The sequence below is a fragment of the Bartonella sp. MU37NMGALS genome, assembly GCF_042194015.1.
Classification (GTDB): Bacteria; Pseudomonadota; Alphaproteobacteria; order Rhizobiales; family Rhizobiaceae; genus Bartonella; species Bartonella grahamii.
Genome location: NZ_JBHIML010000071.1, coordinates 1 through 1,685, shown reverse-complemented (window position 1 = coordinate 1,685; position 1,685 = coordinate 1). Strand labels below are relative to the sequence as shown.

Annotated in this window: 2 protein-coding genes and 1 pseudogene; all 3 read right to left on the bottom strand. The window is 37.1% G+C overall.

Annotation, left to right across the window (positions count from 1 at the left end):
- Positions 1-111: pseudogene (locus tag ACFIJP_RS09030) on the bottom strand (recombinase); the annotation flags it as partial.
- 71 nt (positions 112-182) lie between these two features.
- Positions 183-905, bottom strand: coding sequence for a hypothetical protein (locus tag ACFIJP_RS09025; protein WP_375627067.1), 723 nt, complete (start codon positions 903-905; stop codon positions 183-185).
- Positions 906-1,349: 444 nt separating this feature from the next.
- Positions 1,350-1,685: hypothetical protein (locus tag ACFIJP_RS09020; RefSeq protein ID WP_375627066.1), on the bottom strand; the 336-nt coding region annotated here is incomplete at its 5' end.

The following is a 1,685-nucleotide window of genomic DNA, read 5'->3' as shown; positions in this document are numbered from 1 at the left end:
GACACTAGCATTTTTATATCCAATACAAGTTTTTATGATTGTTTCTCGAAATTCTTCAGCAGAAAATCCATATTTTCCTGCCATTTCTTTTAAAAAAGTGGAATTTGTCATCTTGATTTCCTACATTGCGCGCAATTCACCCGTGGCGTGAATCACGCATCTGTTAAAAGGCTGGTTGGTTGTTAAATTTTTATGTCTTGAGGAATTCTCGTGTTTCCGCGAATATTAGCTAATCCACGAATTTCGGCATTTCTAAAAATCTTGACTGCGTCATAAATGCGAGCACTATCATAAACTTTTGCATCTCCAAAAATCTCAACATTTCCATAATTAACATCATCCTCATACGTGAAATTGGAGCATGATATAATGACATCACCATAAACTTTAGCATTGTTATAAATGAGAGCAGGACCACAAATTATTGCGTTCCCATATACACGAGCATTGTCGTAAACCTTGGCACTATTCTTTATTCGTGCATTCTCAAAAACTGTTGCGTCACCATAAATACGTGCGTCATTGTAAACTTCTGCATCACCGCAAACATGAGATTTGTCGCGAACAACAGCATCACCAAAAACATGTGCACTACCAGAAACCTCTGCATTACCGTAAACAACAGCACGACTGTAAACTTGTGCATCAGAATAAACTGAAGCATTTCCACTAATACAAGCGCCATCAAATATCTTAGCATTATGAAAAATGGTAGCGCTTTCATACACCTTGGCATCATCATACACCCAGCAATTACCTTTATGACCTAAGTTATATTCCTTTTCAATAAAACCACCAAGATCTCCTTTTTTGACATCATCAAAATCCCTTAAAGCACGAATGCGGTGGAGAGTTTTGCCATCAACTTCAATTGTTTCATCAGTAAGTTCGTATTTTTTTTCCATGGTTTATTTCCTTGATTTGCGTACAATTCACCCGTGGCGTGAATCACGCTTGTGTTAAAAGACTGGTTTTGGGGTGTTAGAGTTTTGTCTTTACAGGTTGTACAATCCAATCAATTGGAATGCGTTTTATATATGCACAATGATCAGAATATAGCGTCAACAAGAAAGATTCATCTGAATTGGGTGGTATCATTTCAAATCTAGTGCATGCAAACGGTCTGAATTCGTATGAAAATGCAAAGCATTGCGATCCTATGAGTTCCATTGGCACGATATTCTCTTCACTTAAGAAGGCATCTATTTTGTCTTTAGAGATTATGGTATCTACATAGGGCTCGCCCTTATCTCCAGAGATCGTTATACAAAGTTCACCTGGATTGTGGGTATTTCTCACAACTAACTGCGAACACAAAGTAGGTTTAATTTCATATCTATACATAATAATTATCTTCTCTCGCTTGTTGTGATAATACTGCCTCCACGAACCTCTGAATCTCCGTAAATGTGTGCGTTACCATACACTTCTGCATTGCAATGAACACTTGCATTTTCGTAAACATGTGCTTTTCCAAAAATACGACCACCATATATTTTTGCGTTATGATGAATTGTTGCATTTTCATAAATATTTGCAAAATAACAAACTTTTGAGTTATCAAATACCTTGGCATTGTTGTAAACTTTTGCACCGCTATAAACCATGGCATCATCATAAACCCAACAGTCTCCTTCATGACTTAAGTTGCTCTCACCTTCTATAAAGCCGCCTAGGTCACCTTT

Bases quoted from the DNA above. Each gene is read 5' to 3' on its own strand.
- ACFIJP_RS09025 (WP_375627067.1), bottom strand. From the start codon at position 905: ATGGAAAAAAAATACGAACTTACTGATGAAACAATTGAAGTTGATGGC.